General features: G+C 68.4%; 7 protein-coding genes and 1 pseudogene. 2 read left to right on the top strand and 6 right to left on the bottom strand.

The genetic code is table 11. The features are described 5' to 3' along the window. Nucleotides 1-792, top strand: a pseudogene (locus QQK25_RS16315) (IS256 family transposase); the annotation flags it as partial. A 138-nt stretch (nucleotides 793-930) separates the two neighbouring features. Here the strand turns inward: QQK25_RS16315 and QQK25_RS16310 are convergent. From QQK25_RS16310 to QQK25_RS16295, 4 genes are all read right to left on the bottom strand, one after another. Further along, nucleotides 931-1,848 carry a DMT family transporter gene (locus QQK25_RS16310; RefSeq protein WP_284188877.1) on the bottom strand — a complete coding sequence of 306 codons (918 nt, stop codon included), beginning with the start codon at nucleotides 1,846-1,848 and terminating at the stop codon, nucleotides 931-933. Nucleotides 1,849-1,932: 84 nt separating this feature from the next. Then, on the bottom strand, nucleotides 1,933-2,178 hold the full coding sequence (locus QQK25_RS16305; RefSeq protein WP_284188876.1) for a thioredoxin family protein: 246 nt from the start codon (nucleotides 2,176-2,178) through the stop codon (nucleotides 1,933-1,935). A 2-nt stretch (nucleotides 2,179-2,180) separates the two neighbouring features. Continuing rightward, nucleotides 2,181-3,641 (bottom strand): permease, encoded by a 1,461-nt coding sequence (locus QQK25_RS16300; protein WP_284188875.1) that lies wholly within the window; start codon nucleotides 3,639-3,641, stop codon nucleotides 2,181-2,183. Nucleotides 3,642-3,729: 88 nt separating this feature from the next. Beyond that, the gene (locus tag QQK25_RS16295) at nucleotides 3,730-4,215 is read right to left on the bottom strand and encodes a copper chaperone PCu(A)C (RefSeq protein ID WP_284188874.1); all 486 of its coding nucleotides are present in this window, start codon (nucleotides 4,213-4,215) and stop codon (nucleotides 3,730-3,732) included. Between the two features lie 198 nt (nucleotides 4,216-4,413). Between QQK25_RS16295 and QQK25_RS16290 the strand changes: the two genes are divergently transcribed. Beyond that, on the top strand, nucleotides 4,414-4,713 hold the full coding sequence (locus tag QQK25_RS16290) for a YkvA family protein (protein WP_284188873.1): 300 nt from the start codon (nucleotides 4,414-4,416) through the stop codon (nucleotides 4,711-4,713). 57 nt (nucleotides 4,714-4,770) lie between these two features. On the opposite strand, the gene QQK25_RS16285 is transcribed toward QQK25_RS16290, so the two are convergent. Both QQK25_RS16285 and QQK25_RS16280 read right to left on the bottom strand, forming a co-directional pair. Further along, a complete protein-coding gene (locus QQK25_RS16285; protein ID WP_194271235.1) occupies nucleotides 4,771-5,490 on the bottom strand; it encodes a response regulator transcription factor in 720 nt (239 codons plus the stop codon). A 16-nt stretch (nucleotides 5,491-5,506) separates the two neighbouring features. Then, a complete protein-coding gene (locus QQK25_RS16280) occupies nucleotides 5,507-7,567 on the bottom strand; it encodes a PAS-domain containing protein (protein ID WP_284188872.1) in 2,061 nt (686 codons plus the stop codon). Nucleotides 7,568-7,575 lie beyond the last annotated feature (8 nt).

Here is a 7,575-nt window from a genome sequence, read left to right as displayed (position 1 = left end):
CGGTGATGGACGAGGTGCGCGAGTGGCAGGGCCGGCCGCTGGAGGCGATGTACCCGGTGGTGTTCTTCGACGCCTTGCGGGTGAAGATCCGCGAAGATGCGGTGGTGCGCAGCAAGGCGGTGTTCCTGGCGCTAGGCGTGCGCCCGGACGGCAGCCGGGACATCCTGGGCCTGTGGATCGAGCAGACCGAAGGGGCCAAGTTCTGGCTGAAGGTCTTCAACGACCTGAAGCTGCGCGGCTGTGAGGACATCCTGATCGCCGTCACCGACGGGCTCAAGGGCATGGCCGAGGCGCTGGAGGCAGTGTATCCGCGCACGACGCTGCAGACGTGCATCGTGCACCTGCTGCGCAACAGCCTGAGCTACGCGGGCTACAGGGAGCGCAAGGCGCTTGCCGATGCTCTCAAGCCGATCTACCAGGCGGTGAGCGCCGAGGCCGCGCAGGCGGCGCTGGAGGCGTTTGCCGAAGGAGAATGGGGCCCAGCGCTTCCCGACGGTGGCCGCGGCGTGGCGCCGGGCGTGGGAGCTGGTGATCCCATTCTTCGCGTTTCCGCCGGAAGTGCGCCGGGTGATCTACACCACCAACGCCATCGAGAGTCTGAATGCGCGGGTGCGCAAGATCATCAAGACCCGGGGCCATTTCCCGACGGACGAGGCGGCGACCAAATTGATCTGGCTGGCGCTACGCAACATCACGGCCGAGTGGAAGAAGCCGATGCTGCACTGGAAGCCGGCGATGAACCAGTTCGCCATCCTCTATACCGATCGCTTCATCCCGGCGATGGCACGGTGAGCCGATTCTTCCTGCGCTGCCACGGCAGCGCAGGAAGAATCAAGACAGCCTCGAACACAAAATTACTGACACTCCCTCCCTCCGACCTGAACATGTTCATCTCCGGGCTGAGTGCACTCCCCCTGAAGGGAGCCCAGTTCAACCCCGAGATGAACGCGGCCCCTTGCGACCCACCAGCACCACGCCCGACACCACCAGCGCCCCGCCCAGGATCTGGAACAGCCCGATGGGCTCGGCGAGGATCAGCCAGCCCAGGAAGAGCGTCACCACCGGGCCGAGGGTGCCGATCAGCGACACCGGCCCGGCCCCCAGGCGGCGGATCGCCTCGGAGACCATCCACACCGGCAGCACCGTGGAGAACAGCGCCATCGCCACCGCCAGCCCCATCACCGGCGCTGGCTGCACCAGCAGCAGGCCCAGGGGCCGGGTGGCGGCAAAGTGGCCAAGGCACAGCACGCAGGCGATGGCGCTAGCCCAGGCCGTCACCCGCGCCGCCCCCAGGCGCACCACCGCCTGGCCGTTGCCCATCAGGTAGAGCGCGTACGACACCGCGCTGCCAAACACCAGCCCGCCGCCGATCCACACATCCCTGGCGCTACCGGCAATGTGAAGATCGTGGGCCACCGCCAATGCGATGCCCGCGTAGCACAGCCCGATGCAGACCAGCGCCCGGCGGGTGATCGGCTTGCCCAGGAACAGCGCCGAGAACACCACCACCAGCGTGGGGTAGGCAAACAGGATCAGCCGCTCCAGCGCCGCCGAGATGTACTGCAGCCCGAGGAAATCCAGATAGCTGGCCATGTAGTAGCCGGTAAAGCCCAGCCCGGCCATCAAGGCCAGATCGCGCCCCGACAGCTTCGCGTGCTGGCGCCGCCGGCCATCGGCAAAACCCAGGGCCAGGAAGAAGGGCAGCGACAGCCCCATGCGCAGGGCGAGCAGGGTCACGGCGTCGACGCCGTAGGGATAGGCCAGCTTGATGAGGATGGCCTTGAACGAGAAGCCCACCGCGCCGAGAACGGCGAACAGGAGCCCGAGACGATCGCCGGGGTGATTCATGAAGGCGGCGGCAGGAAGAAAGCGGCCGCAGAGTGTAGCGCGCCGCCCGCCCGGCAGGCGATCAGGGCCCGGCGGCGGCGGATGTCAGCCCTGGGCCTCGCGCAGCCAGTCGAGCACGCTGCCCGGCGCCGGAATGCGCCCGGACGACACCAGCTTGCCATTGACCACCAGCCCCGGCGTCTTCAGCACGTCCCAGGCGAGGATCGCGTCCATGTCGGTGACCTTCTCGATCTGCGCCTCGACGCCCAGCTCGGCCGCCGCCGCCCGGGCGATCTCCTCCAGCTTGCGGCAGTTGGCACAGCCCGGCCCCAGCACCTTGATATCCAGCACGATCAGGCTCCTTTCAGTTGGTTGCGGCGGCTCGCCGCCATCAGCAGCATGGCCAGCACGCCGATGAAGGCCGCCAGCCCCAGCACGATCAGGCCCAGCGGCAGGCCATCCACCCACGCCCCGTAGGTGAAGCCGGCCACCGCGCTGAACAGCGCCACCAGCCCCACGTAGGCCGCGGTCTTGGTCCGGCCGATGATCGCCGAGATGATGAGGATGCTCTGCAGCGACAGCTCCGGGTCGGACATCAGGTAGGCCAGCAGCGGCCCGCGGTGCATGCCCAGGTCGAGGAACATCCGGGCGATGGGCACCTCGACGAGGGTCGGGAAATACATGAACACCCCGAAAGCCACCCCGGCCAGGTTGCCGAGCACCGAGTTGCTGCCCGCCACCGCCTCGATCCACTCGGGCCGCACCACCACCCGCACCATGCCGACGATGAACACGCCCACCACCAGCAGCGGAAAGATCTGCTTCACGAAACGCCAGGATTCCCACAGCCAGTCCTGCAGCGCCTGCCGGTCGAGCCGGCGCCAGGCCAGCACGTGGATCGCGGCGAGGCACGCCGCCACGCCGAAGAACTTGCCGGTAAAGCCGATCTGCAGCACGCCCTCGGCCGGGCGGATCGCCAGCGCCGCCAGCAGCAGCGTCGCCCACACCAGCCCGAGGCTGGCCCGGGTCCAGCTAGTCACGCCGTTCTGGATGTTCTCCAGCCCGCGCCAGGCAGTAAAGCCGATGGCCCCGAGCAGGGCGATCAGCATCACCCCCTGCACCGACACGCCCTCCTCGCCGCGGCTGGCGTCGAAGGGCACCAGCCGGTCGAGCCAGGCCTGCCAGCTGGACGCCGCCGGTAGCGGCACGTCCAGATGGAACCACGTACCGGTGAGAAAGCCGAGCTTGAGGGTGCCCGCCAGCAGCAGCGCCACCCACAGCCCGAGAAACCACCCAGCCACGGGCCCGACGCCTTCGCTGCCGGCGGCGAACATCGCGCTGCCGGCCTGCTCGTGAGCGGCGTCGTCGGCCCGGAACAGCAGGGCCATGATGAGCCCGATGCCGATCCCGAAGATCAGCGACAGCACGAAGCGCGCCCCGGCCAGATCGACCCCGATCACCCCGCCGGTGTACGCCAGCGCCAGGATGTTGGCCGCCGGCGCAAAGAACAGGAAGGTGATCGCCGGCCCCAGCCCGGCGCCCTTCTTATAGATGCCGGCAAACAGCGGCACGATGGTGCACGAGCACACCGCCAGCAGCGAGCCGGCGGCCGCCGCGGCGGGATAGGAAACATGACGGGGAGAATTGCGCCCGAGAAAACGGGTGATGGTCTGCTGGGGGATCAGCGCCGACATGGCGCCGGCGATGAAGAAGGCCGGCAGCAGGCACAGCAGCACATGGGCGGCGAGGTAGGCGGCCAGATTGCCGGCACCACCGCGCAACACCGGCAGCAGCCATTCTGAGAGCACATCCATACGGCCTCCGGCCCCAGCGGGGCGGAACGTGATGAAGCCACTCTAGACCCGATCCGCCGCCGGCGCTTTGATACGCCGCAAGGGGCGCTCAGTGGTGGTGCTTGTGATCCATCGGCATCGGCGCGGCGGCGGTCAGGTCGCGCACCTCGGCCTTCACCTCGACGCGCTCGACCTTCTGGTCCTTGCCCTCGACCTTGAGGGTGATGGGCACCACATCGCCCTTGGCGAGGGGCTTCTTCAGGTCGATCAGCATCACGTGGTAGCTGCCGGGCTTGAGCTCCACCGGCTGGCCGGGCTTGATGTCGAGGCGCGGCACGGCGCGCATCTTCATCACGTTGTCGGCCATCACCATCTCGTGCAGTTCGACGATGTTGGCGGCCGGGCTCTCGACGCCCACCAGGCTCACGCCGCCCTTGCTGGAGAGCTGCATGAAGGCGCCGGTGGCCTTCTGGGCCGCGACGGTGCCGCGCACCCACGGGTTGGCGACCTCGATATCCGCGGCAAAGGCGGCGGTGGCACACAGGCCGGCCAGGGTGACAGCAACGGAACGGGCGATCAGGGCGGAAAGCTTCACGGGAGACTCCTTGAAATGAACGCCGCGAGCTTAACGCGGGCGGCCGCCGACGGGCCGGGAATGCGACCATTTGCCGCACGGATCTTTCGGGATGTGTCCGCCCGGGGCCGAAATCACATCCGCTTACAACACCACCGGCAACCCGGTGGCAGACCGACGATCATAGAAAGCGCCATCCACCACGAAGGAACCCCTGCCATGTTCAAGAAGCTCACCGCCCTGTATGCCCTCATCCGCAAGGACGCGCGCATCCTGTGGTACGCCCTGCGCCACCCGGCGCGGCCGGCCTGGCTGGTGCCCTCGGTGGCGCTGATCGGGCTGTACCTGCTGTCGCCGATCGACCTGATCCCCGACGTGCTGCCGGTGATCGGGCTGGTGGATGATTTCGTGCTGATTCCGCTGGTGATCGCCTGGCTGGTGAGCCGCCTGCCGGCCGAGCTGAAGCGGGGTTTTGCCGACGACGGACGCACCATCGACGTGGCGCCCGTTCGGCGCTGAACGCAGGCCGCACGTATCAGGCCGGATCTGCCGCAAGGCGATCCGGCCTTTTTGCGTCTAAGTCCAGGTAACGGTGGCCGCCAGCAGGTAGCCGGCGCCGTACACCGTCTTGATGAGCTTGGCGTGCTGGGGGTTTTCCTCGAAGCGTCGGCGCAGGCGCGAGATGCGCAGGTCGATGCTGCGATCCAGCGCCGACACGTCCCGCCCTTCGAGCAGCTGCTCGCGGGTGAGGATGTGGTTGGGGTGGGCCAGCAGCACGCCGAGCAGCTGGGCCTCGGCGGTGCTGAGGGTTTCCTGCTGGCCGCCGGGGCTCACCAAAGTGTTGCTGCCCGGCTCGAAACGCCAGCCGGCAAATTCGGCGATCCGTTGGGCTGGATCGGCCGGCAGCGTCACCTGCCCCGGATAACGGCGCAGGATCGAGCGCACCCGGGCGATCAGCTCGCGGGGCTCGAAGGGCTTGACCACGTAGTCGTCGGCGCCGAGCTCGAGGCCCATCACCCGGTCGTGGGTGTCGGCCCGGCCGGTGACCACCAGCAGGCCGCAGGTGTGCTTGCGGCGCAGCTGCTGGAGCACCGCCATGCCGTCCATGTCGGGCAGGCCCAGATCGAGCACCACCAGATCCGGCACCTGATGGCGCAGGCCGTGGAAGAAGGCCTCCGCGGTGCGGAACAGCTCGGTGCGGTAGCTGAACTTCTCGAGGGTGTCGGCGATCAGGCGCGCGATGGCCGCTTCGTCCTCGACGACGTAGATCAGCTCGGGTTTGCGGGTCTGGGCCATGGCAGCGAAGCTTGGCTCAAGCGGCGAGCGGACGCAAGGCAGCCAGCAGCTTGTCCCGCGAGAAAGGCTTGGCGAGCAGCGGCAGATCGCCGTCCATGCCCAGCTCGTGCTGGGATTCGGCGAAGCCGCTCATCAGCACCACCGGCAGATCGGGCCGGAAACGCCGCACGAAACGCGCCAGCGCCCGCCCGTCCATCGCGCCGGGCATCACCACGTCGGAGATCACCAGCGCGATGGCCGGGATGTTCTCGACCATGTCGGCGGCCTCGGCGCCGTTCTCGGCCTCGACCACCGCGCAGCCCAGCTCAGAGAGCTGCATCCGCACCACGGTGCGCACGTCCACGTCGTCCTCGGCGAGCAGCACCAGCTTGCCGGCCAGATCGGTCTCGGCCACCTCATGCCCCACCGGCAGGGCTTCGACCTCCTCGGCCTCGGCCAGCCGGGGCAGCAGCAGCGCCACCGTGGTGCCCCGTGCCTGCCGACTGCGGATGCGCACCCCGCCGCCCGACTGCTTGACGAAGCCATACACCATCGACATCCCCAGCCCGCTGCCCATGCCGAACTGCTTGGTGGTGAAGAAGGGCTCGAAGACCCGCGCCAGCGTGCTGCCGTCCATGCCCATGCCGTTGTCGGTGACGGCGATCTGCACGTAGTCGCCGGGGGGTACTTCGAGATCGGCCGCGGCGTGCACGTTGAGGTGCTCCAGCGAGGATTCGATGCGCAGCTCGCCACCGTTGGGCATCGCGTCGCGGGCGTTGAGGGCGAGGTTGAGGAGCGCGTTTTCAAGCTGGTGGGCGTCGACCATCGCCACCAGACACGGCTCGCGGCTGGCGGTGCTCACTGCGATGGTGCCGGGCAGCGAGCGGCGGATCAGCTTCGACATGCCCAGGATCAGCTCATTCACCTCCACCGGACGCGGCTCCAGCGGCTGGCGGCGGGCAAAGCCCAGTAGCCGGCGGATCAGCTCGGCGCCCCGGTTGGCGGCCTGCATGGCGGGCTCGACGAAGTTCTCGGTGAGCGGGTCGTTGGGGTGGTTTTCCTTCAGGGCCACCAGATTGCCGATCACCACCGTCAGCATGTTGTTGAAGTCGTGGGCGAGGCCGCCGGTGAGCTGGCCGATGGCTTCCATCTTCTGGGCCTGGGCCAGCGCGGCCTGGGTGCGGCGGCTCTCGGTGACATCCACCGAATGCACGTAGCAGCCGATCACCTCGCCGTCGGCGATGTCGGGCACCAGCGTGCTGCGGGCCTGGGCCGGCGTGCCGTCGCGGCCGGTGAGGGTGTATTCGTACGACACCCGCTCGCCCGCCAGCGCCCGGGATACATAGGGCGACACGATGGCGAAGACCTCCTGCCCGACCACGTCGCGGATCTGCCGGCCCTCGATCTCCGGCGCCGACCAGCCGAACCATTCGGCGTAGCCCTTGTTGGCGTAGCGGTAGGTCCAGTCGTGGTCGAAATACGCCACCGCCGCCGGGATCGCGTCGGTGATCTCCCGCAGGCGCTGCTCGCTGCGGCGCAGCGCGCCGGTGATGGCCTTGTTGGATTCGATGGCCGCGGTGAGCTCGGCGTTGGCGCGGGTCAGCGCGTCGGTGCGCAGGCGGATGTGCTCTTCCAGTTCGGCCTGATGGCGGGCAATCTGCTCCTGGCTGTGGCGCTGGCCGGTGATGTCGGTATAGACGGTGATGAAGCCCTGGTGCGGCAGCGGAAAGCCGCGGATCGACAGGATCTGCCCGTTGGGCCGCACCCGTTCGGTGACGTGGGGCTGGAAGCTCCGCGCGCGGGCCACCCGCTCGGCCACCTGCGCCGCCGGATCGCCCGGACCATAGTCGCCCCGCTCGGCGTTGTAGCGGATGAAATCCTCGAAATTGACGCCGGGCTTCGCCAGCGACTCGGGAAAGTCGAGCAGGCGCAGGAAGGTCGTGTTCCAGGCGACCATCCGCAAGTCTTCGTCGAACACCGTGACGCCCTGGTCGAGGAGATCCAGCCCCGCGCCCAGCATCTCCCGATAACGCCGGTCGAAGGACGGCGGCGTGTCGGCGCCCCGATCGTTTCCCCCATCCATCTGCTGCCCGCTCATCGCTGCTC

The sequence above is a fragment of the Zoogloea oryzae genome (assembly GCF_030161255.1).
Classification (GTDB): Bacteria; Pseudomonadota; Gammaproteobacteria; order Burkholderiales; family Rhodocyclaceae; genus Zoogloea; species Zoogloea oryzae.
This window is presented reverse-complemented; position numbering and strand designations above follow the sequence as displayed.

What these genes read in the sequence shown, in the direction of transcription:
- QQK25_RS16310 (WP_284188877.1), bottom strand. Translation starts at nt 1,848, where the DNA reads ATGAATCACCCCGGCGATCGTCTCGGGCTCCTGTTCGCCGTTCTCGGC.
- QQK25_RS16285 (WP_194271235.1), bottom strand. Translation starts at nt 5,490, where the DNA reads ATGGCCCAGACCCGCAAACCCGAGCTGATCTACGTCGTCGAGGACGAA.
- QQK25_RS16300 (WP_284188875.1), bottom strand. Translation starts at nt 3,641, where the DNA reads ATGGATGTGCTCTCAGAATGGCTGCTGCCGGTGTTGCGCGGTGGTGCC.
- QQK25_RS16280 (WP_284188872.1), bottom strand. Translation starts at nt 7,567, where the DNA reads ATGAGCGGGCAGCAGATGGATGGGGGAAACGATCGGGGCGCCGACACG.
- QQK25_RS16290 (WP_284188873.1), top strand. Translation starts at nt 4,414, where the DNA reads ATGTTCAAGAAGCTCACCGCCCTGTATGCCCTCATCCGCAAGGACGCG.